Genomic DNA, 22,616 nt, shown 5'->3' with positions numbered 1-22,616 from the left:
AACCCCGGCTTTTGAGACCCAGGCCTTGAGGCCTCGGACGGGAGGCCACCAGAGGCAGGCCATTCCGACCCGGCCGATCTTCCACAATGTGCAGGGCAGCGCCCGCCTGCTGTGAGTACATGCCGGGTCACTATCAGTACTGCGCGACCTGCTGCGAGTAATGGGTCCGGTTGACTTACGTACCACTCACTCATGTGCCCTCAGCTGATTTTTCCTAGGCTGTGGCTTGGGGCAGCGGAGCGGCCAAACGATCCCTGAATTCGGTAGTTGCCGCGCCGCTGAGCAATGCATGTGTGATCCATCTGGGGGAATGACCATGACTGTAGTTGGCTACGCGGCAGGAGCATTCGATCTGTTCCATGTTGGCCATCTGAATATCCTTCGCCAAGCACGCTCACGGTGCGACTACCTGATTGCCGGTACGGTGTCCGACGAGATCTGCTACGCGACCAAGGGCCGTTATCCGGTGGTGCCGCTCCAGGAACGCTTGGAAATCGTCCGCCACATCACCTTCGTTGACCGGGCCGTGGCCGAGGTTTCGCCGGACCGGCTGCAGACCTGGGCGGAGGTCGGTTTCGACGTCTTCTTCAAGGGCGACGACTGGAAGGACACCGAGAAGGGGCGCCGGCTGGAGCGTGATTTCGCCACTGTTGGCGTCTCAGTGGTCTATTTCCCGTACACCGTCCACACCTCGAGCACAGCGCTGCGCCAGGCGCTGGCCACCCTCGACGGCACACCGTCGTCCCGGGGCAGGTCCGGCACGGCGGTGAATGAGTAGCCGACCGCCGGGTTGCGGCCAAGTAACCGCACCATACACAGACACAACCATGCTGGGGATGGGGATATGTCAAAATCACCTGAAGACCGAAGGCCGTTGCGCATCGCGCTGATGGGAACGAGGGGAGTACCTGCGCGCTACGGCGGATTCGAGACCTGTGTGGAGGAAGTCGGCCGGCGGCTGGCTGCCCGCGGCCATGAAGTGGTGGTCTACTGTCGGAACACCACCGGAGCCGACGCCACACTGCGCGAGTACGCCGGCATGCGGCTCGTGTACCTTCCCGCGCTGCGCCGCCGCAGCCTGGAGACGCTGAGTCATTCCGGGCTGTCAGCCGTTCATCTGGCGGCGAACCGCGTAGACGCCGCCGTGGTGTTCAACGCAGCGAACGCCCCGTGGCTGCCGCTGCTGCGTGCCGCTCGAATTCCAGTGGCCACGCACGTGGACGGGCTGGAGTGGAAGCGGGGCAAGTGGGGGCCGGTCGGGCGGAAATATTACCGGCTGGCTGAATCCATGGCGGTGCGTTGCTCGGACGCCCTGATCGCAGACGCCGCCGGCATCCAGGATTACTACAGCGACCAATTCGGTGCCGCCACCCGGCTGATCACCTACGGCGCGCCCCTCATTGCCCCGGGACGGATGGAGCGGCTAGCCGAACTCGGGCTGGAACGGGGCCGCTATCACCTGGTGGTGGCCCGCTTTGAGCCGGAGAACCACGTCCACTTGATCGTGGAAGGCTATGTTGCCAGTGAAGCACGGTTGCCCTTGGTGGTGGTCGGCGGCAGCCCCTATGGCGACGAGTACACGCGCCGGGTCATGGACCGGGCAGACGAGCGGGTCAGGTTCCTGGGCGGGGTGTGGGACCAGGAGTTGCTGGACCAGCTCTATGCCAACGCACTGGTCTACTGGCACGGGCACTCCGTGGGCGGCACCAATCCCTCGTTGCTGCGGGCCATCGGCGCGGCGGCCCCCACCAACGCCTTCGACGTGAACTTCAACCGCGAGGTGCTCGCCGAAACCGGCAACTACTTTTCCACGGTTGCGGAGGCAGCCGCCCTGGCTTCAGAAGCCGAAGCGAGTCCGGAGGCCGCCAAGACCCGGGGCCTGCTGGGGCAGCAGCGCGCCGCACAATACGACTGGGACGTGGTCGCCGACGGTTATGAGCAGCTCTGCCGGGATCTCCACGCACGCAGGGTGCGGCAGTCCGGTGGCCGCCGTCGTCCCTCCGCCGCTGACCGGACCCCGGCCGGTGTGGCATGACCCGCCAGTTGCTGGGACGGGAGCGGCCGGGCTACCTGGAGACGGTCCGGATCCTGGCCAAGGCGCAGAAAACGGTGGCCCCAGGAGCCCCGGCCTATTCGGTGCTGGTCAACCGCCGGGCCGGCAGGTTGCTCGCCGCTGCAGCCTACCGGGCCGACCTGACACCGAACATGGTCAGCGCGATCAGCGCGCTGTTCACCCTGTCCGCCATCGCCTTCCTGGCCTTCACGCCGACGAACGGCGGGGCAGACGGCCCGGCGGGGCCCGTGGTCTGGGCCGGACTGGTGGTGTGGGCCGGGCTGGCCGTTGGCTATGCGTTTGACTCCGCGGACGGGCAAGTGGCGCGGTTGCGCGGAGGGGGTTCGCTCAGCGGCGAGTGGCTGGACCATGTGCTGGACAGCCTGAAGAACTCCAGCGTGCATCTTGCTGCCCTGGTCTGTGCTTACCGCACGTTCGGGTTGGAGGATCCGGCCTGGCTGCTGATCCCGATCGGCTACTGCTTGGTGGACGGGGTGGGTTTCTTCACGATGATCCTCACCGAACAGCTCCGGAAGACGCATTTGTTGAAGTCCGGCACCGCCGCCACACCGCGCAGCGGGTCCAGACTGAAGTCGCTGGCCCTGTTGCCGACAGACTACGGAATCTTCTGCTTTGTGTTCCTCTTCGTGGGCGCACCCGTGCTGTTCATGTGGCTCTACACGCTGTTCTTCGCAGCGAACCTGGCCTACCTCATGTTGGCCGGCGTGAAGTGGTTCCGCGAGCTGGGCCGTCTGGATCCGGCGGTCCCCTCTGCCGACGGAGGTGGACGGAATGCCTGAACGCAGCGACGAAACCGAGGCCGGCATGCCCGAATCCGGCAACGCGGAGCGCGGACGGCGCAAACAGCGCTGGATTGCGGCCGCTCTGGTCGGCGTCGCGGGAGCGGCGGTGGCCGTCGCCGCGGCCTGGTCCGCCTGGACCGGCGCGGGAACGACGACGGCGCCCCCTTCGGACGGCGCGGTGGCTTCCGCCGCGGCGGGCCAGGAGGCAGCTTCCGGAAAGACCGGTCAGACGGGCGAGACCGTGACGCCCTCCGAAGACGATGCGGAGAAGTCCGATAAAAAATCCGAGGAGGAGAAGACCGACCAGGCCAAAACGAAGCCCAGTGAAGCGGCAAAGGAATCCGGGGACGGATCCGTCGATAACTCACCCTCCGGCTCGCTGGCCGTGGCCAAGGACGCCGATCGCGCTGCCACACCGAAGCCCGTTGCTCCGGCCGTCGAACTGGAGGAGACCGCCGATGTCGCGGGCGGCGTCGCCACGATCTCCAAGATCGAGGCCATCGAAGCCAAGGCGGAAGGCATTGGGCAGATCGCCGGGCCGGCCATCCGTTTTGTGGTGGAAGTACGGAACACCTCGGACCAAGAACTGAAACTGGACACCGCCGAGATCACCGTGGAGGCAGGCGCGCAAAAGCTACCCGCCATCCGGCTTGACGGTTCCGGCACCAAGCTCTTCCCGCTGGAAGTCGCGGCGGGCAAGAGGGCCTCCGGCACCTTTGTTTTCCTAGTACCCGAGGACCAGCGGGGTCAGGTGCGGATTTACCTGAACTACGCTGCGTCCGAGTCTGTGGTTGCGTTCGAAGGCGCAGCTCCAAGAAAGGCAGGATAGCTATGCATACACGCTGGCGCAGGAGCGCCGTCTTCCTATCCTCAGCAGCATTGGCAGCCTCCATAGCCATCGTGGGTGTTCCGTCCGCGACCGCGGACTCACTGCCGGAGAACCCAGCGGATCCGCTGACTCCGGCCACCGTCACTGCCGACCGGCTGCCGACGGCGCAGATCAACGGCGTCGTCTGGTCCCAGGTGATCATCGGCAACACGGTGTATGTCGGCGGGAAGTTCACGTCCGCCCGGCCGGCGGGTTCAGCGGCTGGAACCAACGAGGTGGCCAGGTCGAACATCATGGCCTACAACCTCACCACAGGGGCGCTGATCGGTTCATTTGCCCCGCGTTTCAACGCCCAGGTGCTCACCCTCGCGGCCTCACCGGACGGATCGCGGCTGTACGTGGGCGGGGATTTCACACAGTACAACGGGACCACCCCGGTCTCGCGGATCGTGGCACTGAACCCGTCGACGGGTGCGTTGATCCAGGGCTTCCAACCGCAGGCCTCCTCGTCCGTCCACGGCATCGTGGCCACGAACAACACCGTCTATTTCGGCGGCGACTTCAACTTTGTGGGGAGCGTGGCGCGCGGCAAGCTGGCGGCTGTTCGGGCGTCGGACGCGGCGCTGCTGAACTGGACACCCCAGGCAGCGGGCGGCCAGGTCAACGGGCTGGCCCTGTCTGCGGACAACACCAAGATCGCCGTCGGCGGCGCGTTCACCAGCCTGAACGGATCGGACCGGCCCGGCTACGGGCTCGGCGTACTGGACACGGCAACCGGAACCCAGTTCCCGCTGCCAGCCAGCGCCTACATCCGCAACGGCAGCGACAACGGCTCAATCACCAGCCTGACCTCGGACGGAACCCACTTCTACGCCAGCGGCTACACCTTCGGCCGCATCAGCACACTGGAGGGCGTGGTCTCCATCAGATGGTCGGACCTGGGAACCGAATGGGTCAACGACTGCCACGGTGACACCTACTCGGTTTACGCGGGTCAGCGCGATCTGATCTATCTGGCCGGGCACCCGCACCACTGTGCCAATGTTGGCGCCTTTCCGCAGGAAGTGGATTGGGAATGGCATCGCGGTATGTCGTTCAGCAAGGCTGTGGGCGGCACAATCACGCGGGAGCTGTACGACTACACCAACTTCGAAGGCCTGCCGCGGCCGGAGCTGCAGAACTGGTTCCCGGACATGAACTCGGGTACTTTCACCGGACAGTTCCAGGGTCCGTGGTCAGTCACCGGTAATGACCAGTACGTGGTGATGGGCGGCGAGTTCACCAGGGTGAACGGCGTGGCCCAGCAGGGACTGGTGCGCTATACCGTGCGCCAGAATGCACCGAACCTACGGGGACCGGAAGTCAGCGGGGCCAATTTCGTCCCCACGCTCAGCTCCCCGAAGAAGGGGACTGTCCGCGTCCGCTGGCAGGCCAACTGGGACATGGACAATAAGAAGCTGAGCTACAAGGTGATCCGTGACGGCAACCTTGCCAGTCCGGTCTACACCACGAGCGCTTCCACAACGTTCTGGGACCGGCCGGGCATGACCTTCCTGGACACCGGGCTGGTGCCCGGACGGCAGTACTCTTACCGCATCATCGCCACTGATCCCACCGGTGTGGAGGTCCGCGGCAACACGGTCACGGTCACCGCAGCGGCGGAGGATCCGGCGGCCAGCGCCTACGCAGCCACAATCAAGGCCGACCAGCCAGCCAACTACTGGAGGTTCGGCGAAACATCGGGTGCCGTGGGCATCGACCAGTCGGGCAAGGACGACCTGCGGCTGAACGCCGGAGTGACCCTGGGCACTGCCGGAGCGGTGGCTGGCGATGCGGACGCTGCCGGAACCTTCAATGGAGCGTCAACAGGGTTTGCCTCTACAACCTCCCGGGTGAAGCCGGCGAACACGTTCAGCACCGAAATGTGGTTCCGCACTACCACCACCCGAGGCGGGAAGCTGATCGGCTATGCCAACTCGACCACCATCAACTCGGACCTGATGGACCGTCACCTGTACATGGCCAACACCGGCCAGTTGTACTTCGGCGTCATCCAGAACGGTTCGCGGCAGACGGTCAACAGCACCGGCAGCTACAACGACGGCAAGTGGCATCATGCCGTGACCACGCTTGGCGCGAACGGCATGCAACTGTTCGTCGACGGGCAGGTGGTGGCCCAGCGGGCGGACGTGACCAAGGGCCAGGAAGTCCTGGGCTACTGGAGGATCGGCGGAGACAGCCTGAGCCGGTGGAGCCCGCGGCCGACCAGCGCCTACTTTGCCGGCGATATCGACGAAGTAGCCATCTACCCGGCAGTGCTCAGCGCCGCGCAGGTGCAGAACCACTTCACAGCCGGCACCACGGGGACGCCATCCAACGCGGCTCCGACAGCCTCCTTCACCGCCACGACCAATGGCCTTGGCGTGGCTGTGGACGGGTCCGGGTCCTCGGATCCGGACGGCACCATCGCCAGTTACGCGTGGGAGTTCGGCGACGGCGCGACGGCCAGTGGCGCGACGGCGTCGCACACCTACGCGACGGCCGGCACCTACACGGTGAAACTCACCGTGACCGACGACGACGGCGAGGCGCGGAGCAGCAGCCAAGAGGTCACCGTCGATGCCGGGCCGCCGCCCGCGACCAACATCGCGGCGGACGCCTTCGGACGGACCTTGGCCTCCGGCTGGGGGAGTGCCGACACCGGAGGGGCATGGACCCTGCGCGGATCGTCCACGCACTTCACCGTCGCCGATGGGGCCGGACGGATGCGGATGAACGCCCCGGGGCACGGGCCGGGCTCTTCACTGAATGCAGTCTCGGCGACCGGCACGGACACCAACGTGCGGTTCTCATTGGATAAGCCGGCCACCGGCGGCGGAATTTATGTAGATGTCGTCGGGCGGCAGGTCGGCACCACCGGGCAGTACATGGCCACGGCCAGGGTGGCATCCAACGGGGCGGTGACACTGCAGGCCGTGCGGGCCGTCGGCTCCACGGAGACCACGTTGCGGCAGGCCACAGTTGCTGGGCTGACCTATCAAGCCGGACAGCAACTGCAGCTGCGCCTGGAAGTCACGGGCACCTCGCCGACCACCGTTCGGGCCAAGCTATGGCCGGCCGGGACGGAGGAGCCCGCGGACTGGCAAGTGTCCGTCACGGATACGGCGCCGGAACTGCAGGTGCCGGGAGCCGTTGGGCTGGGGGTCTACGCCTCCGGCTCCGCGACCAACACACCGGTGTTCGCTTCGTTCGATGACCTGACGGTGAAAGCGAGCAACTGACACCACCGGGTTGCGGCGCCACGCTGGGGCGGGACCTTCACGGTCCCGCCCCAGCTTTCGTTCCGGCGCCCACCGCGCTTCCGGCGCCCATCGCGCCTTCGGCGTCCATCGCGCCTTCGGCGTCCACCGCGCTGCCGGCGCCCACCCCCAATTCACGGAGACGGACGGAGCAGCGACCAAGCCCTGTCCGGCGCGGCTCCAGGGGAGCGGACTATCTGCCAAAGGCGCCGAGCGAGCGCGTACCGGCCGGCTGGCCAGCCAGTTGCGCGATCTCCCGGGGCAGCGGCTGGGCGAAGGTGGAATTCCTGCTGGTGATGATGTCGCCTGGCCGGTAGCCGGAATCGAAGGGAGCAGCACCTTCGAGGTACAGGTGCTGGAGTTCCTGGCCAGTCGCTGACATGAAGTCGTCCGGACGGGCGAACAGTGCGGGTTCACCGGCATCCTTGGCCCAGATCACGGCTGACCCCGGTGACGCGGGCCGGGCGCGATGATAGACGTTGCCCAGGGCCGTGACCCTGAGCTGATCGGCACTGTAGGTTCCGGAATAGTCCTCCACGCACAGCAGGCAGTCGGCAGGCGAGCCCGGGTTGGAGATGATGTTGTTGCGGATCTCAACCGGGCCGTTGATCCAGGACATCGCCGGATCCGGGAAAGGCTGCCGCGGGTCATGCCCGGGCGTGTCCGGGTCGCTGGCACGCCTGCCGTCCTGGACGATATTAACCGCGCGCCCGCTGGCGCTGATGGTGTTGTTCCAGATGCGTACATCGCTGGTGTTGTTGACTTTCAGGCCATGCCCGGCGTTGCCGGCTATCACGTTGTTGACGACATCGGCCTGGGCCGAAAGTTCAAGCGTCAGCCCGTGGCCGGAGTTGTCCAGCATGTCGTTCCCGTGGACCGCCGCATCAAAGACCGACTCGTCCAGCCACAGGCCCGGTCCGGCATTGTCCCGGAAGACCGAGTCACTGATATCGACACCGCGGCTGCGGCCGACCTTGACGCCGCCGGAAACCGGTGCGGTGTTGAAATGTTCGGTGTTGTTTCGTTCCGCTAACAGGCCGGACACCTGCAGCCCGTCGGCATAGGTGGCCGCCGCCCCCAGCATCCCGTTGCCGACCAGACTGACCTTGCGCAGCGCCACGCTGCCGGCCCCAACGAAGAGGCCGGTGGTTGCATTGTCGGTGATGGCCACGTCGTCCAGCACGGCGTTCGGGGCTTCCACGGTCACCGCCCCCATCTGTGGAACCGCGGTCGCGTAGCGCCGGATCCCCACGCCGTGCAGTTCGGATCCGGCTCCTTGGATGCTGAGCGCCCTGCCCAGCGTGCTGGCCCGGACGGTGCGGTCCTGCGGATCCGAACCGAGGTACAGGCGGTCCGCGGCATAGTCCACGTAGAAGGTGCCCGCCGTGACCTCGGACCGGCTGCCCACCTGCCGCTGCGGAACGCCGTCGATCCAGACCTGGTCGGGATGCGCAGCCATCGGGTGCTGATCGCTGACAAACTGCCACCCCTGCGATGTCCCGTCGGGGGCACCGCGCTTGTAGGTGGGGCTGGCATCGAACTCGGCTGTCCAGCCGTCGACTACATAGACGTTGCCCTGCCGGGCGAAACCGGTCACCGGCTGGCTGCCGTCCAGCCACACCTCTTCCCCCGGGTAGGACCGCAGAATCAGTTTCTTGGCTGGTGGAATGGTCACGAACTCGTGATAGCTTCCGGCACGAAGCACGATCGTTTGGCCGGAGGCCGCCCTCGCCACGGCGGCCCGGACGGTGCGCAGCGGTGCCGCCGGTGAGCCGGCCGCGTCGTCCGACCCCTCGGGCGAAACCACCACGGTGCCGGGCACAGCCGCTGCCGCAGCGGAAAGCCCTGCAGCGGAACCCGACGTCGCAGCCTGGCCGGCGGCGGACGGAACGGGAGGCGGCGGAGACAGGCACAGCAAGCCAACAGTCGCTACGGCACCGGCGACCAGGAACTTCACTGGCGGCCGATGGTGTGGCGAGGTGGAACCATCCGTCATCGCAGATCTCCCCGCTCTGGTGGAGGCGGAAGTTGCACAACTTTATTGCCGTTGGCCGCAAGCCGCAACCTGTCCGCTAGACTGGCGCGCACCGGTTGGCCGCAACGGGGCGGCCTGCTCGAGCGCATCGACGGCGGTACGCATGTCCCCTGGGGCGGGCGCGTCCGCCCGAACCGAAAGGGCTGATTATGTCCGGCTTCACCGTGCAGCGCGAGGACGACTTCGACTTCCTCAGCAGTGAGTATGACGACCTCTTTGCGCTATCCGCTGCGACGCCGTTCCAGCACGGCGTGTGGCTGGACCGCCTGTACACCCTGCTCGCACCCGCCCGGGAGGCGGCAAAGGTGGTGGTGACGGTACGGCGCGACGACGGCCACCTGGTCCTCGTCCTGCCGTTTGTCCGCCGTCGCGTGGGTCCGATCCGCCTCGTGGAATACGCCGACTTGGGCGTGGCCGACTACGCTGCCCCGGTACTCGACGGGACCGCCGGTCTTGGTGCCGACCCCTCGGTGGCCCGCCGCATTCGCGAGGCCTTGGGCCGGTTCGATCTGCTGCGGATCGAACGCGTCGCCGACTCGCCCGATGCCGTGACCGCACTGCTGGCTGGCGCCACGAGTGCCAGGCATCTCTACGACACCCATTTAATGTCGCTGGCTTCTTCGGTAGAGGAATGGCGAGGCGGCCTGGACGCCGGTTTCGTCCGCCATCTCGACCGTAAGCACAAACGGCTGCGGCCCAAGGGCGAGAAGCGCCTGCTGGAGATCACCGACGTCAGCGCCGTCGACGACCTCATGCGGCGCATGCAGGAGTTCCGGGCCGCGCGCTTTGCGGAGCGCCGGGGGATCGATCTGGTGCAGGACCCTGACTGCTTTGAGTTCTACTGCGCGGTGGTCCGGGACAGCGTCAAGACCGGGGCACCGGGAACGTTGGCCGTGCTTGAGGTGGGCGGCGAGCCAGTGGCGATTGCCTTCGACCTGATCGCTCCGGACCGCGACCTGTTCCTGCTGGTGGGCTATGACATGCAGCGGCTGCGCAACTACTCGCTGGGCCTGCTGATCGTGGAGGAACTCGCCAAGGACGCGATCGGCCGCGGGCAGCGGTTCTTCGACCTCACCGTCGGTGACGAATCCTATAAAGCTGATTTTGGCGCCTGGCGCCGTCCGCTGTACGAGGTGCGGGTCATCGCCACCCTGCGCGGCCACGCCTACGTTCTGGGCAGGACCGCTTATTTAAGGTCCAGGCGGATGGCCAAGAAGACCGTGGAAGCATGGGCGCGGCTCCGGGCGGCCAGGGCGGCGAAGAAAGCCACGTCGCCCGCTTCCCCATAAAGTCCAGCAGGGCCCGGCGGAACGAACCGCCGGGCCCTGTCAGCAGGAAGCGACGGATTACTCCACGACGTCGAAGGTCAGCGTCTCGGTGAACTCCCGTCCGTGGACGTCGGTAGCGGTGACCTCGGCAGTGTGCTTGCCGACGGCGAGATCGGCCGGCAGTTCCAGCCGCCAGAGGTGCATGGAGCGGTCGGCCAGGCCGCCACCGTGGACAAACTGCTCCTGGATGGCCGTCGGGTCAGACCACTCAGCGCCGATCAGCGGGGTTTCGCCCTGCATTTGCTGGGTGCGGACGGCCTCGGTGGTGTCGCCGCCGTCCAACGTGACCTTCACGGTGGAACCGGTGCTGCCCATCCAGAAGTTGGTGGTCAGCCAGGTGTGGTCGGCCAGTTCCTCGCGCGAAACCTGCAGCGGATTCTCCAGGGCCGGAGCCGTTCCGCGGGGCTTGGTGACGTGCTCGGCATACCAGGTGCGGTAGGCCGGGGTGTTCAGGCCCAGTGCCATCTGCTGGGTTTCGTCGCCGCCGCGGATGGTAAAGCGTTCCTTGACCTCGGTGTTTTTGATATCCAGGGTCAGCACGCCGGGAGGAGTGCCGTCACGCTGCACCGCGGTGGGGTAGCCCTCCCCGAGGACGCGTCCGCCGTACCAGTGCCCGGAGACTGCCGGCACTGTCAGGTGGGTAAAGGGCAGGCCCGCGTCGCCGACCTCGTCGCGCCAGCCGGCCATGAGATCGCCTTCACGCAGGTTCTCGGCCATGTGGGTATGGCCGCCGAGCGAAACGACTTCGCGGCCCTCAAGGATTCCGTAGACCTCTTCCAGTTGCTTCATCGTGTGGGAGTCGCTGTAGAAGAACTCCAGCAGTGGGCTGTGGCCGGCCAGCACAATCACCCGGTCCTTGGGCACCTTGGCAATGTCCGCGCGGAGCCACTCGAGCTGGCGCTCGCCGAGGGAGTACGTGTAGTTGCTCTTCTTGGCGGGGATCGTCGTCGGATATTCGATGTTGCTCAGGGCGACCACATGGGCCTTGCCGGCGTCGTAGGAGTAGTACTCCGGGCCGAACTGGCTGCGGTAGGTATCGAACTCGTGCTCGCCGTCGAGGGCGTCGAAATCGAGGTCGTGGTTGCCAGGGAGGAAACGGGCCGGACCGTTGAGCATACCCGTCAGTTCCCGGGTTTGCTCGAAGAGGGACAGATCGTCGCCCACAATGTCACCGATGAATAGGGCGCCGCAGCCTGCATAGTCGATGCGCCCGGCCAGATCGGTGAAGACGCCGTTGCGCGCGAACTCCACCTCCTCCTGGTTGTAGGTCTGGACATCGGCGCCGAAAGCGCAGTGCTGCTCGGGCGACTGCGTGAGCTGGCTCTTGACCAGCGGGAAGTTCACCTTGTCAGGCAGTGCCCCGGTTGGTTGGATCCCGCCGAATTTCAGATCAGGGGAGCCTTCGGGCAAATGGTTGTAGAAGAACTGGGCCACGTTGTCCTCGTCCACCGGCACCTGGTAGCCGCGAGGCTGGGTAACGAAGACGGTCATGTTGTCAAAGACCGGCAGCTGGTAGCGGCCGTGGCTGTCCGTGGTCACCACATCGCGGCCATTGGAGACGGTTACGCCGCGCACGCCGGATTCGTTCACGTCCTGCTTGGAGTTTTTGTTCTTGTCATCGAAGACCGTGCCATCAAGGGTCTGCTGGTCAGGGTCTGAACCACTGACGACGTCGATGCCTCCTCGGTAGGCCGAAGCGGCCCAGTCGTTGTCGGCCGGTGCGGGGCCGGGCGCAGCGGCGGCGGGAGCAACCCCGGTGCCGGCGGCGAGCAGAGCCAGGGCACCGACGGTCAGGCGCAGCAGTCGGGACAGTCGGCTTGTTGGCGGAGTGGGAGATGAGTGCATGGAAATTGGACCTCCGGTCGAGTGATTACCGGCCGTTCAGATGCCGGCACGGCCCACTGTTGCCCATGCGAATGAACGGGCAGCCCCGCGGGAGGAATGTCCGCGTCGCCTGCTGGAAACGCGGCTCAGCGGAAATTAACGGCGAATGCGCCACCGGACTTGCCGGGCAAATTCATGGGGTCGATTCGGCACCTGGAAAGGTTCGGGCGGACTCGGGGCCCTTCCCATGGTGAAGGCCCGTCCGCTCGCTCCGCGGGCGTCAGCGCCTGCGGCCCGCGCCGGGCGTCCCGGTGATGACTTCGGCGATGCTGCGTCGGTACCGGTGCGGGGCGTGGCGTTCCAGGGCGTCAGCGGCGTCGTCGGCGGCGGCGGCACGGTAACGCTCCCAGTCCACTGCCACCCGCTCCAGGGCATCGGCGAGCGCCGCGGCGTCATCCGGTGCGGTGAACTGGGCGCAGGCATAGTGCCCGGCGGCCTCGCGGAGCCCGGGGACCGAGCTGGCTACCAGCGGCCGGCTGGCCAGCACCGCCTCCACGGCAGTGTTGCCGAACGACTCGTCCAGCCGCGACGGAACCACCGCGGCGTCCGCGTCGGCCAGAACGTCCCAAGGGGTGGGCTGGAAACCGTGGAAGAGGACCTCCTCGCCCAGACCGAGCTCGCGGACGCGGCCCCGCAGGGCGTGCTCGTAGTCCTCGTAGCCGGGGACCGCGGTGCCGACAATGGCCAAAGTGGCGGCCACACCGCGCTGCCGAAGCCGCGCGACCGCTTCCACGGCCACGTCGGCTCCCTTGCGGTGCGACAGCCGGCCCACGTAGGCCACCCGCAGGCCGCCGTCGAGCCCCATGCGGGCGGGCAGCGGCCCTTCCGGTCCCGGCACGCCGTTGTAGACAACCCGGGCCTGGCCGCGCAGCGCCGGCAGTACGTGTGCCAAGGTGTCCGCGGTGAAGCGGCTATTGGCCACGATCAGGTCCGCCAGCAGCAGCGGCAGCGCTGTCGCCAGCTGCAGCCGGCGCGGGGTATGGCGCTCTGCTTCGTGGACGTGGGCCACGGTGGGTACGCGGTACAGCCAGCCCACCAGCGGCCACAACGGGACGGCCACGGTGTTCACGTACAGTACGTCCGGACGGTAGCGGCGCATCACCCGCATTCCCCTCCAGAACCCGTAGAGGCCTTCGCCTGCCAGGCGCAGCAACCCGGTCGGCGAGAGCAGGGAGCGGCGCAGCACCAGGGTGGGGCTGAACTCCACCAAGGCGCCGCGTCTGGTCAGCTCCTTCACCAACGGCCCGGGGCCGGGCAGGGCCACGGCCACTTGATGTCCATGTTCCAGTAGCGCCTGGACGGTTTCCAGCAGCACCCGGTCCGATCCGTACAGGTCCGCGGAGGGGTGGGCCACAAGTACGTGCAGGGGAGTATCTGTTGATGTCATCGCATTCCCTCCATGGGCCAAGGCCGCCTCGTTTCGACTGCGCCGATGTTGCTCATCGCGGCGCGAAGTACGATTCCGGTGCCGCCGGTATCCGGCCGTCGGGGAACAACGCGTCGGCTTGTGTGTCGTATTGGCGGATCCAGTGCTCCTTGGCCTCGAGTCCCTGGTCCCACAGCCAAGGTTCCAACTGGTGTTGGGTGAGGAAGGCAGCGTCCGGTTCGGCGGACTGGTTGTAGGGGAAGTCGGAGTAGTAGACCACCTGCTCGGGGAAGGCCGTTCCCAGAGCCCTGGCCACCAAGTGGTCCACATGCCTGCCGACACCGAGTGGACAGAAAATGAGTTCCGCCTGTGTCTGTTTCATCAGCCACGCCACCTGGCTGCGCAACTCGGCCATCAGGCGGCGGTCGCCGCGGGATATCCGTCCGCGCACAATGTTGAACCGATAGGTGGGGTAGGTGTGCACCAGTTCCGGCAGGAAGCGGGCCAGAAGATCCGGGGCCGCCGCGGGCTTCCGGCGACGGTAGATGGCATCGGTGGCGCCGAGGTGGAGATACTTGACGCCCAGGTCCCGCAGCACGGCGAGGTCTTCGGCGCGGCGGGCCTCGAAGAGCGCGGCGGCGTCCTCTACCCGGGCCAGCCGCATGAAGGTGCGCGCCGACCGAGTGTGCGGCGGCGGTGCCGATTCGGTGAAAATGGTCGCGACCGTGACCTCGCGGCGCGTGGCCTCGGCCTCAATCAGGGCGCCGCAGGACAATACTGCGTCATCCAGGTGGGGCGACAGGAAGAGCCAGGGGTCGTCGGCGGACACCGCGCTTGCGATCCGGCGGGGGACTGGGAGCGTCACTGGGTGGGCCCTCCGGAAACGGTGAGTGGAGGTGATCCGGCCGCCAGCGGACCGCACACGGGATCCGTGGCCAGATAGTCGCGCAGTGCCGCGAAAGCCTCAGGCGGCCTGAAGCCGGTGGCTTCGATTTTCGCCAGCTCCAGCGTGCTCCGTTCCGGCCGGGGCGCGGCCGGACGGGAAGCACGATAGTCAGCTGTGATCACGGGGATCACCTGCTGTGGGTCCTTGCCCAGCAGCCGGTAGATCTCCGCCGCGACCTCGGCCCAGCTGGTGACCGGTCCGGAGTTGGTCAGGTTGTAGGTGCCGAAGGGCGCACCGCTGTGCAGCAGGTGCCGGATTCCCGCCGCCAGATCGCGGGTGAAGGTGAGGCGCCCGTACTGGTCGGCCACGACCGACGGCGAGGCATCGCGGGCCGCCAGCCCCGCCATGGTGCGGACGAAGTTTTTGCCATCCCCGACCACCCAGCTGGTCCGAACGATGTAGTGCCGCGGAGCGGTCGCCGCGGCGGCGTCGCCGGCGGCCTTGGACTGGCCGTAGACACCCAGGGGCGAGGGCGGTTCAGCCTCCGGGTGCGGTTCCTGGGAACCGTCGAACACATAGTCGGAGGAAAGGTGGACGAGCGTGAGCCGGTGTTTGGCCGCGATGGTCGCCAGCCGCGAAACGGCGGTGGCGTTCAGCTGCCAGGCCAGGCGGCGGCCCTCGCTGGACTCCGCACCGTCGACGTCGGTGTAGGCGGCGGCGTTGATGATGGTGCGGTAGGCACTCCAGTCCCGTGACCGGTAGGACTCTTCACGCGTGAGGTCGAAGTCAGTCCGGGACGCGAATTCCGCGTCCGGCAGCGCCTGACGCAGGGCCCGGCCCAATTGGCCGTCCGCCCCCAGCACCAGAATGCGCTGTGGCTTCATCGGCACCACGGATCGCAGGGGCGGGTGGTGCAGGTCCTTCTCCGACAGTTCGGCCTCGGCCAGCGGGATCGGCCACGGGATGGCGGCGGCCTCGTCGCCTGCGTTCAGGTACACGTAGTCCTCTTGGGCCCGGGCGTTCCAGTGGTCATTAACCAGATAGCTGTACACCGTGTCCGGCTCCAGCGTTTGAAAACCGTTGCCGACACCGCGCGGCACGAACACCGCCCTGTCCGGTCCCAGTTCCAAGCAGAACCGCTCGCCGAAGCTAGGCCCGTCGCGCAGGTCAACCCAGGCGCCGAAGATCCTGCCGGCAGCTACGGAGACATATTTGTCCCACGGCTCGGCGTGGATGCCTCGGGTGGTGCCGACCCTGGCGTTGAAGGAGATGTTGTTCTGCACCGGGCCGAAGTCCGGCAGCCCCAGCGACACGAGCTTCTCTCGCTGCCAGTTTTCCTTGAACCAGCCACGGTTGTCCCCATGGACAGGCAGGGAAACCACCAGCAGACCGGGGATCGATGTCTGCTCGATGCCGTGCTGCGGGGCGCTCACTGGCCGCGGCCCGAGTAGAACAATTCAGTGGATGCTTTGGCGCCGGACCAGAAGTCCGGGTTGTCCCGATACCAGTCCACGGTGTCCGCCAAACCGGTCTCCAGGTGCACGAACTTGGGCTCCCAACCGAGTTCCTCGCGCAGTTTGCTGGAGTCGATGGCGTAGCGCAGGTCGTGTCCGGCACGGTCCGCCACCAGGTCGAAGTCGTCGGCGCGTCGGCCCAGCAAGCCCAGCAGGATGCCCAGCACCTCGCGGTTGCTGCGCTCGCCGTCGGCACCGATCAGGTAGGTTTCCCCGGGGCGTCCGTCGTCGAGAATCCGCAGAACAGCCGAGGAATGATCCTCCACATGGATCCAGTCGCGCACATTCCGGCCGTCCCCGTAGAGCTTGGGCCGGCGCCCGGTCAGGATATTGGTGATCTGCCGGGGGATGAACTTCTCCACGTGCTGGTAAGGACCGTAGTTGTTGGAACAATTGCTCAGCGTGGCGTTGACTCCAAAGGAGCGTACCCAGGCACGGACCAGCAGGTCGGAGCCGGCCTTGGTGGATGAATACGGGCTGGACGGGTTGTACGGGGTGTGTTCGGTGAACCGCTCGGTCCCGTCCAGTGGAAGATCTCCGTAGACTTCGTCGGTCGAAATGTGGTGCAACCGTGTGCCATGGCGGCGCGCTGCCTCCAGCAAGGTGTACGTGCCGATGACGTTGCTGTGCAGGAACGGCTGCGGGTCCGCCAGCGAATTGTCGTTGTGGGTCTCCGCCGCGAAGTGCACCACCGCGTCATGGTCGGCCAGCAGCCGGTCCACCAGTCCCGGATCGGCCACATCGCCCCGCACCAGGCGGCAGCGGTCCGACGGCAGGCCATCGAGGGAAGCGGCATTGGCCGCATAGTTCATCTTGTCCACTACGGTTACCTGGTCATCGGTATGGGCCAGCACGTGGCGCACAAAATTCGATCCGATGAAACCGGCACCCCCAGTTACCAGTAGCTTTCGCATAGGCCCTAATGTAGCCACCGCTGGACCGCGCGACTAGAGTTGCGGCCAGATTGGCGGACAACGATGCGGGCAGGTCCGCTCAACCCCCATAGCGGGTGCTCTCCAGCAGGTCCAGCAGATAGGTGCCGTAGCCGCTCTTGGCCAGCGATTGGCCGTGGCCGTGGAGCTGCTCGTCGTCGATGTACTTCATCCGCCACGCGACTTCTTCCGGCGAGCCGATGGGCATGCCCTGGCGGCTGGCGATCGTCCGGATGAAGTTGGAGGCGTCGTTGAGCGAATCGAAGGTTCCGGTGTCCAGCCACGCAGTTCCGCGGGGGAGGATCTTGACGGTCAGGCGGCCCTGGTCCATATACAGCCGGTTCAGGTCGGTGATCTCCAATTCGCCCCGGGCCGAGGGCCGCAAGGTCCGCGACATCGCCACGACGTCGTTGTCGTAGAAATACAGCCCGGGAACCGCGTAATTGCTTTTGGGTTTCTGCGGTTTCTCTTCAATGGAAACCGCTGTGCCGTTGGCATCGAATTCGACGACGCCGTAGGCGCTCGGATCCGCCACCCAATAGCCGAAGATCGTGCCGCCGTCGACTTTGGCAACGTCCTCGAGTTGCGTGCCCAGACCGGGACCATAAAACAAGTTGTCGCCCAGCACCAAGGCGCACGCGTCGGTTCCGATGTGGTCCGCCCCGATGACGAAGGCCTCGGCCAGCCCGTTGGGCGCCGCCTGCTGCCGGTAGGTCAGCGAGATGCCGAACTGGGACCCGTCGCCGAGCAGGGCCTGGAACTGGGGTGCATCCACCGGTGTGGTGATGATCAGAATGTCCCGGATTCCGGCCAACATCAGTGTGGACAGCGGATAATAAATCATCGGCTTGTCGTAGACCGGTACTAGCTGTTTGCTGATGCCAAGGGTGATCGGATGCAACCGCGATCCTGTTCCCCCAGCCAGAATTATCCCCCGCATAGCGTTATTTCTAGCGTGGCGGCACCACTTTGTATAGAGGATGGCCGGCTTTGACGCGAGCGGCTTTGACCGCCCCGCAGTCTGCAGCGGCTGCCGTGCCACCGGCCGGCTAGCTCCTGGCTACTGGTCCTCCACGGATTCCAACAGCCCCGCATCCTCCCGGACGGCGGACAGCGCGATGTCCTTGTAGCCGACTGACTCGAACAAGACCGTGATGCGGTCGGGCTGGGTCCCCATCACGATGCCCGGTCCCCATTCACGGTGTTTCACCGGCCGCTGGATCTCATATCCCTCCGGCATCTCAGCCTCCCACGCTTCAGCCACGGCCTCCGACCCGGCTTCGCAGTTATCGCAGTTCCCGCAATAGCCGTCGGTCTCTTCGCCAAAGTAGTTCAGCAGCCAGTCGCGCCGGCAATGGTCCGTCTCGGCATAGCCGCGGGCCATTTCGATCCGCGATTCATCGATCCGGTGCTGGGATTCGGCTTCGGCCACTGCTTTGTCCGCAGCCGACGAGGGATCCACCCCACCCACCGCCCGATAGCCGTTGCGGTCCACGGCGATGCTGCCGCTGTGTTCCAAGAGGTTGAGCAGCCGGGCCTGTTTGCGCTGCGAGAGGCCGGTCCGTTCGGTCAGCGCGGCCGGGCGGAGCGGACCTTGCTCCCGGACGGCGCCGTACACCGCGGCGAGATCGCCTGGATCGGGGGCACCGCCGGCAAAGAAGCGCTGCAAACCCAAGTCCGCGGACCGGTAGTGCAGCACTGCCCGCGCGGGTTCGCCGTCCCGGCCGGCGCGGCCGATTTCCTGGTAGTAGCTGTCCAGCGAGTCGGGGATATCCGCGTGCACCACAAACCGGACGTCCGGCTTATCAATGCCCATCCCGAACGCGGACGTGGCCACCACCACGTCCACCTCGCCATCGAGGAACCGTTCGTGGATCGCCACCCGGTCGGCGGCCCGCCGGCCGGCGTGATAGGCGTCCGTGCGCAGGCCGCGCTCGGCCAGTTCGGCGGCGTAGCGCTCCGTGTCCTTGCGGGTGGCCGTGTAGAGCAGCCCCGGCCCACCGAATCCGGCCACCTGCTCCACCACGGCTTGGCGCTTGCCGCGGTCTTCGTGGTGCCGCCGCACCTGAAGGTTGAGGTTTGGCCGGTCGAAGCTCTGCACCGTGACGAACGGGTCGCGCATGCCCAAGCGGTCAATGATCTCGGTGCGGGTATGCGGCGATGCGGTTGCCGTCAGTGCCACCACCGGCGGGTGCTTCAGCCGCTTCACCACCGGCGCGAGGGTCAGATAATCGGGCCGGAAATCGTGGCCCCACGAGGAGATGCAATGCGCCTCGTCCACCACGAACAGCGAGATCTCCAGCTCCGCCAGCCGCTGCAGGGTTTCTTCGCGGGCCAGCTGTTCCGGTGCCAGGAACAGGAACTTTGCCCCGCCGCTGGCCGCGGCGTCCCACGCGGCGCGTTCGGCCGACGCCCTCAGCTGCGAATTCACGGCGAAGGCCCGGCCGGCGCCCAGATCGTCGTTAATGGCATCCACTTGGTCATACTGCAGCGCGATCAGCGGCGAAATAACGACGGCGGTGCCCGGCAAGGCGACGGCTGGCACCTGATAGACGGCTGACTTCCCATGCCCGGAGGGCATCACGGCCAGCACATCCTCGCCGCGGGCGGCTGCGGCCATCGCATCCAGCTGCCCCTCCCGGAGGACGGTCCAACCGAACGATTCTTCGGCGACCCGGCGCAGTTCGCCGTGGTTAGGTGGCACAGGATGAGTCGGCATGGGGCTCCAGAAGTTTGGTTCGGGACGATGGTGCGTAGTTTCGTTTCTAACCACCCGGCGGGCCGTTGTATAGGGCGGGTGAAGGCCGTGAAGAGCAGTTCCGGCAGCAGGACCCCCGGGAATCCGGGGCCAGGCGGCAACCCGCAGGATCCGAGTAAGGCTGGGCTCACGTGACCGGCGGCGAGCGAAGTGGGATGATTAGCGCAGACTTGTCTTGCGTATTGTCGGACGTTGGCCGCGCCACGTGCGGGACAAGCCGGTTCCAACCATCGATCCAAGGAGCACCCCAAGGTGTCTGTGGTATCCACGCCCGCAACGCTCAAACATGCCGCCGGCATGATCGACGACGCCGAGGCCCGGCGCATCCGCAACGACTTCCCGATCCTCAGCCAGCAGGTGAACGGCTCGCCGCTGGTCTACTTGGATTCCGGGGCCACCTCGCAGAACCCGCTGTGCGTGCTGGAGGCGGAGCAGGAGTACTACGAACAGCGCAACGCTGCGGTGCACCGCGGCGCCCACATGCTGGCGGTATCGGCCACGGATGCCTTCGAAAACGCGCGCGAAACCGTGGCCGGCTTCATCAACGCCGGTATGGACGAAGTGGTCTGGACATCCAACGCCACCGAGGCGATCAACCTCATCGCGTACGCCTTCTCCAACGCCAGCGTCGGACGCGGCGGAGACGCCGCGGCGCGGTTCGTGGTGGGGCCGGGCGACGAGTTGGTGGTCACCGAGATGGAGCACCATGCCAACCTGATTCCCTGGCAGGAACTTGCCTTCCGCACCGGGGCCACGTTGCGCTATATCCCGGTGGACGACGCCGGGGCGTTGCGCCTCGACGAGGCCGAACACATCATCGGCCCGCGCACCAAGGTCGTGGCCTTCACGCACGCTTCCAATGTGCTCGGGACCATCAACCCGGTGGCCACCCTGGTGCGGCTCGCACGGGAGGCGGGCGCCGCCGTCGTCCTCGATGCGTGCCAATCGGTGCCGCACATGGGCGTGGACGTGAAGGCGCTGGACGTGGACTTCGCCGCCTTCTCCGGGCACAAGATGCTTGGTCCCACCGGCATCGGCGTGCTGTACGGGAGGGCGGAACTGCTCAATGCGATGCCGCCGTTCCTGACCGGCGGTTCCATGATCACCACCGTGACCATGGAAAAGGCCGAGTATCTGCCTTCTCCGCAGCGGTTCGAAGCCGGGACGCAGCGGATTTCGCAGGCGGTGGCATTGGCCGCGGCCGTGGACTATCTGCGCGAAACGGGCATGGACCGGATCCATGCGTGGGAAGCCGAACTGGGGCAGCGGCTGGTCGCCGGTCTGGAGGCCATCGACGGTGTCCGGGTGCTCGGCCCCGCCGCGGGCGCCGAGCGGATCGGGCTGGCAGCCTTCGATGTGGACGGCGTGCATGCCCACGATGTGGGGCAGTTCCTGGATGACAAGGGCATTGCCGTGCGCGTGGGCCATCACTGCGCGCAGCCGCTGCACCGGCGCCTCGGACTGGTGGCGACCACCCGGGCCAGCACCTACCTGTACAACACCACCGACGACGTCGACGCTTTCCTGGACGCCGTCGCCGGGGTCCGCCCGTTCTTTGGAGTCAACTGACGTGAGCGCCGAACTGCAGCAGCTGTACCAGCAGATCATTCTGGAACATGCCAAGAAGCGGAACGGGTCGCCGTTGGCAGATCCGCCGCCGGGCGACAAATCCGGTGAATCGCACATGCTGAACCCCACCTGCGGGGATGAAATCACGCTGCGGGCAGCCGTGCACAACGACGGCGCCGCCACCACCCTGTCCGCCATCAGCTGGGACGGCCAGGGCTGCTCCATCTCGATGGCCTCGGCGTCCGTGCTCAGCGACCTGGCGCAGGGCATGGACCGGGAGGAACTGCTGAAAGTGGTGGACAACTTCCGCGAGCTGATGCGTTCCCGGGGGAGCATCGAGGCCGACGAAGAAATCCTGGGCGACGCCGCCGCGCTCTCGGGCGTCTCCCGCTACCCGGCTCGGGTCAAATGCGCCATGTTGGCGTGGGTGGCGCTGGAGGAAGCCCTGTTGGCGGCGAACTGACCCTCAACGCCGCAAGGGCCGGGCAGTTCGCTGCCCGGCCCTTGCTATGTCCTGCTGCCTACCCCGCGAGTCCGCGGGCGCCGATCACCAACGTGGCAATGCCCAGGATCATGGAGGTGGTTGCCTTCATGAACTCCATGGTGAAGTAGCGGGTCATGGCGCCCTTCTCGTCCTTGGACCGAGGGTCCTTCCACACCCGGATGAGGTGCGGCACCCAGACGAGCAAAGCCCACAGGCCGGCGAGGACCAGAACCCAGGCCAAGGCGGCTGGAATGTTCACTGCTGCGGCCCCGGGTTAGGAGCGTCCGGACAGCCAGGCCTCGGCCTGCTGCGCCTGGATGTTCAGAGCCTTGCCCAGCATGGGTTCGGCCGCGGCGGCGATCTTGCCACCCAGGAACGGGATGGAGGATTTCACATCGCCGGTCAGGTCCACGCGGGTGGAGCCCCCGTCGGCAACCAGCTGCTGGACCGCGTTGACGTCCACCGGCGCTCCGGCCACCTTCATGGTGACGTCGGCAGTCCGCGAGCCGTCGGCCGCAGGCGCCTGCCACCGTTCAGTCTGGGTGACGGTGAGCGAATCGCCCAGCATCTTCTTGGCGATCTCGGGCAGCCGTGCGCTGGGAACCTTGCGGACCACGGTCAGGGTGAAGGCGCCGGACACGTCGCCGTCGCGCTGCACCGACTCCAGGGAGCCGCCGACCAACTCGCTGATGTGGCGCAGAAACGCCTCGTCGGTAAAGGTTTCGGTGACCTTGGCTGCGGGGTAGGGCAGGGTGGTTGAAGCGCTGAGCGCCATAAAGACTCCCGGATTTCTCGGAACTAGTTGGGCCAGCATCCATCCTACTGTGCGCGGTAAAGTTGGTTTTCTGACCCTCAGTTCCGCCGAACTGGAGGGTA

Annotated in this window: 18 protein-coding genes; 8 read left to right on the top strand and 10 right to left on the bottom strand. The window is 66.5% G+C overall.

Annotation, left to right across the window (positions count from 1 at the left end; genetic code table 11):
- Window positions 1-316 precede the first annotated feature (316 nt).
- From E4J89_RS01265 to E4J89_RS01245, 5 genes are all read left to right on the top strand, one after another.
- Window positions 317-778, top strand: coding sequence for an adenylyltransferase/cytidyltransferase family protein (locus E4J89_RS01265; RefSeq protein ID WP_136784277.1), 462 nt, complete (start codon window positions 317-319; stop codon window positions 776-778).
- Between the two features lie 66 nt (window positions 779-844).
- Window positions 845-2,035 carry a DUF1972 domain-containing protein gene (locus E4J89_RS01260; protein WP_136784276.1) on the top strand — a complete coding sequence of 397 codons (1,191 nt, stop codon included), beginning with the start codon at window positions 845-847 and terminating at the stop codon, window positions 2,033-2,035.
- Window positions 2,032-2,853: a CDP-alcohol phosphatidyltransferase family protein gene (locus tag E4J89_RS01255; protein ID WP_136784275.1), complete on the top strand. Its 822-nt coding sequence runs from the start codon at window positions 2,032-2,034 to the stop codon at window positions 2,851-2,853. The genes E4J89_RS01260 and E4J89_RS01255 overlap by 4 nt, the downstream gene beginning before the upstream one ends.
- Window positions 2,846-3,685, top strand: a complete 840-nt coding sequence (locus E4J89_RS01250) for a hypothetical protein (RefSeq protein WP_136784274.1) — start codon at window positions 2,846-2,848, stop codon at window positions 3,683-3,685. The genes E4J89_RS01255 and E4J89_RS01250 overlap by 8 nt, the downstream gene beginning before the upstream one ends.
- A gap of 50 nt (window positions 3,686-3,735) precedes the next feature.
- Window positions 3,736-6,966: a PKD domain-containing protein gene (locus E4J89_RS01245; protein WP_240691617.1), complete on the top strand. Its 3,231-nt coding sequence runs from the start codon at window positions 3,736-3,738 to the stop codon at window positions 6,964-6,966.
- A 211-nt stretch (window positions 6,967-7,177) separates the two neighbouring features.
- Here the strand turns inward: E4J89_RS01245 and E4J89_RS01240 are convergent, their stop codons facing one another.
- A complete protein-coding gene (locus tag E4J89_RS01240; protein WP_136784272.1) occupies window positions 7,178-8,980 on the bottom strand; it encodes a right-handed parallel beta-helix repeat-containing protein in 1,803 nt (600 codons plus the stop codon).
- 188 nt (window positions 8,981-9,168) lie between these two features.
- On the opposite strand from E4J89_RS01240, the gene E4J89_RS01235 reads away from it, so the two are divergent.
- Window positions 9,169-10,308, top strand: a complete 1,140-nt coding sequence (locus tag E4J89_RS01235) for a GNAT family N-acetyltransferase (protein ID WP_136784271.1) — start codon at window positions 9,169-9,171, stop codon at window positions 10,306-10,308.
- A 57-nt stretch (window positions 10,309-10,365) separates the two neighbouring features.
- Here E4J89_RS01235 and E4J89_RS01230 read toward each other — a convergent pair whose 3' ends face one another.
- The 7 genes from E4J89_RS01230 to E4J89_RS01200 form a co-directional block, all read right to left on the bottom strand.
- A complete protein-coding gene (locus E4J89_RS01230) occupies window positions 10,366-12,192 on the bottom strand; it encodes a calcineurin-like phosphoesterase family protein (RefSeq protein WP_136784270.1) in 1,827 nt (608 codons plus the stop codon).
- A 259-nt stretch (window positions 12,193-12,451) separates the two neighbouring features.
- Window positions 12,452-13,618, bottom strand: coding sequence for a glycosyltransferase (locus E4J89_RS01225; protein ID WP_136784269.1), 1,167 nt, complete (start codon window positions 13,616-13,618; stop codon window positions 12,452-12,454).
- 52 nt (window positions 13,619-13,670) lie between these two features.
- Window positions 13,671-14,462 carry a PIG-L family deacetylase gene (locus E4J89_RS01220; protein WP_240691616.1) on the bottom strand — a complete coding sequence of 264 codons (792 nt, stop codon included), beginning with the start codon at window positions 14,460-14,462 and terminating at the stop codon, window positions 13,671-13,673.
- Window positions 14,459-15,916 (bottom strand): bifunctional dTDP-4-dehydrorhamnose 3,5-epimerase family protein/NAD(P)-dependent oxidoreductase, encoded by a 1,458-nt coding sequence (locus E4J89_RS01215; RefSeq protein WP_136784268.1) that lies wholly within the window; start codon window positions 15,914-15,916, stop codon window positions 14,459-14,461. The genes E4J89_RS01220 and E4J89_RS01215 overlap by 4 nt, the downstream gene beginning before the upstream one ends.
- Complete coding sequence (gene rfbB, locus E4J89_RS01210) at window positions 15,913-16,911, bottom strand: dTDP-glucose 4,6-dehydratase (protein ID WP_136784267.1); 999 nt, start codon at window positions 16,909-16,911, stop codon at window positions 15,913-15,915. Before rfbB ends, E4J89_RS01215 begins: the two co-directional genes overlap by 4 nt.
- Window positions 16,912-16,990: 79 nt before the next feature.
- Entirely contained in the window at window positions 16,991-17,869 is an 879-nt protein-coding gene (rfbA, locus tag E4J89_RS01205) for a glucose-1-phosphate thymidylyltransferase RfbA (RefSeq protein ID WP_136784266.1), read from the bottom strand.
- A gap of 120 nt (window positions 17,870-17,989) precedes the next feature.
- Complete coding sequence (locus E4J89_RS01200; RefSeq protein WP_136784265.1) at window positions 17,990-19,648, bottom strand: RecQ family ATP-dependent DNA helicase; 1,659 nt, start codon at window positions 19,646-19,648, stop codon at window positions 17,990-17,992.
- Between the two features lie 291 nt (window positions 19,649-19,939).
- Here E4J89_RS01200 and E4J89_RS01195 point away from each other — a divergent pair, with 291 nt between their 5' ends.
- Together E4J89_RS01195 and sufU are read left to right on the top strand one after the other, a co-directional pair.
- A complete protein-coding gene (locus tag E4J89_RS01195) occupies window positions 19,940-21,256 on the top strand; it encodes a cysteine desulfurase (protein WP_136784264.1) in 1,317 nt (438 codons plus the stop codon).
- Window position 21,257: 1 nt separating this feature from the next.
- Window positions 21,258-21,719 carry a Fe-S cluster assembly sulfur transfer protein SufU gene (gene sufU, locus E4J89_RS01190; RefSeq protein ID WP_136784263.1) on the top strand — a complete coding sequence of 154 codons (462 nt, stop codon included), beginning with the start codon at window positions 21,258-21,260 and terminating at the stop codon, window positions 21,717-21,719.
- Window positions 21,720-21,777: 58 nt separating this feature from the next.
- Here the strand turns inward: sufU and E4J89_RS01185 are convergent, their stop codons facing one another.
- Together E4J89_RS01185 and E4J89_RS01180 are read right to left on the bottom strand one after the other, a co-directional pair.
- Window positions 21,778-21,999, bottom strand: a complete 222-nt coding sequence (locus tag E4J89_RS01185) for a hypothetical protein (RefSeq protein WP_136784262.1) — start codon at window positions 21,997-21,999, stop codon at window positions 21,778-21,780.
- 15 nt (window positions 22,000-22,014) lie between these two features.
- Entirely contained in the window at window positions 22,015-22,515 is a 501-nt protein-coding gene (locus E4J89_RS01180) for a DUF2505 domain-containing protein (RefSeq protein ID WP_136784261.1), read from the bottom strand.
- Between the last annotated feature and the right edge of the window lie 101 nt (window positions 22,516-22,616).

Source organism: Arthrobacter sp. CAU 1506 (assembly GCF_005047635.1).
Classification (GTDB): domain Bacteria; phylum Actinomycetota; class Actinomycetes; order Actinomycetales; family Micrococcaceae; genus Crystallibacter.
Note: the sequence above shows the minus strand (reverse complement) of the source record. Positions and strands in the feature narration are given on the sequence as shown.

Coding starts and splice junctions, on each gene's coding strand:
- E4J89_RS01265 (WP_136784277.1), top strand. CDS start 317: ATGACTGTAGTTGGCTACGCGGCAGGAGCATTCGATCTGTTCCATGTT.
- E4J89_RS01260 (WP_136784276.1), top strand. CDS start 845: ATGTCAAAATCACCTGAAGACCGAAGGCCGTTGCGCATCGCGCTGATG.
- E4J89_RS01255 (WP_136784275.1), top strand. CDS start 2,032: ATGACCCGCCAGTTGCTGGGACGGGAGCGGCCGGGCTACCTGGAGACG.
- E4J89_RS01250 (WP_136784274.1), top strand. CDS start 2,846: ATGCCTGAACGCAGCGACGAAACCGAGGCCGGCATGCCCGAATCCGGC.
- E4J89_RS01240 (WP_136784272.1), bottom strand. CDS start 8,980: ATGACGGATGGTTCCACCTCGCCACACCATCGGCCGCCAGTGAAGTTC.
- E4J89_RS01235 (WP_136784271.1), top strand. CDS start 9,169: ATGTCCGGCTTCACCGTGCAGCGCGAGGACGACTTCGACTTCCTCAGC.
- E4J89_RS01230 (WP_136784270.1), bottom strand. CDS start 12,192: ATGCACTCATCTCCCACTCCGCCAACAAGCCGACTGTCCCGACTGCTG.
- E4J89_RS01225 (WP_136784269.1), bottom strand. CDS start 13,618: ATGACATCAACAGATACTCCCCTGCACGTACTTGTGGCCCACCCCTCC.
- rfbB (WP_136784267.1), bottom strand. CDS start 16,911: ATGCGAAAGCTACTGGTAACTGGGGGTGCCGGTTTCATCGGATCGAAT.
- rfbA (WP_136784266.1), bottom strand. CDS start 17,869: ATGCGGGGGATAATTCTGGCTGGGGGAACAGGATCGCGGTTGCATCCG.
- E4J89_RS01200 (WP_136784265.1), bottom strand. CDS start 19,648: ATGCCGACTCATCCTGTGCCACCTAACCACGGCGAACTGCGCCGGGTC.
- E4J89_RS01180 (WP_136784261.1), bottom strand. CDS start 22,515: ATGGCGCTCAGCGCTTCAACCACCCTGCCCTACCCCGCAGCCAAGGTC.